The sequence below is a fragment of the Yersinia sp. 2542 StPb PI genome, assembly GCF_048593855.1.
Lineage (GTDB): Bacteria > Pseudomonadota > Gammaproteobacteria > Enterobacterales > Enterobacteriaceae > Yersinia > Yersinia enterocolitica_E.
The window spans coordinates 1-659 of record NZ_JAZGQA010000474.1 but is presented as its reverse complement, the minus strand read 5'-3'; the positions used below and the strand labels follow the sequence as shown (position 1 = coordinate 659).

Sequence of the window (659 nt, the reverse complement as noted above, 5' to 3'; positions counted from 1 at the left end):
ATAAATCAATAATAACTTTATCTGGATTATTGATACCTTCATTATGCATCTTGATGTATTGTGTCGTGTCTGCAGAAGTTATATGATAATAGGCTGCTCGAAAATAGTCCCTAGGGTGCGTGAAATTACCTCTCATACATAATGGAATGTTAGGGTTTTGGAGGGTAGGGTTTTGCACTGCGTTATTACTTGAGTAACGGCGTAAAATTTTCTCAAAATATGGGAGAAAATCATCTTCATTAGAGGGTAATTCAAATAATTTAAATGGATCGGATCCATCGTTATTTTGATCCCTTATTTTTATAGCTGCTTGATATGCAGCAACAAATGCAGGAGTTTCACTAGTAAGGGTCATTTCCCCGAGATAAGGATCTTCGACAGTTTCGCCCACCGTCAACTTTTCAAGTATCCTGCCCAAGGGTGAATTAACATTCAAAAATAAAGGGTGTTCAGTCTCAACATCTCTAATTAAAATACGGTTATATTTTTTAAAGCCATCATTATATTCAACACCCTTAATGCAAGATTTGGGTAAATATACCAAATCTTGCTTATCAGTACGGTTCATCAATGAGTTATGATGGATATCTATTAGATACTTTGCCAGTTGGTTAGGGTTTACCACAAACCAGTCAACTAAAACACTTTCTGCAATATTA

Annotated in this window: 1 pseudogene; it reads right to left on the bottom strand. The window is 35.4% G+C overall.

What is annotated here, in order from left to right:
• Nucleotides 1-659 (bottom strand): annotated as a pseudogene (locus V1952_RS22360) (hypothetical protein); the annotation flags it as partial.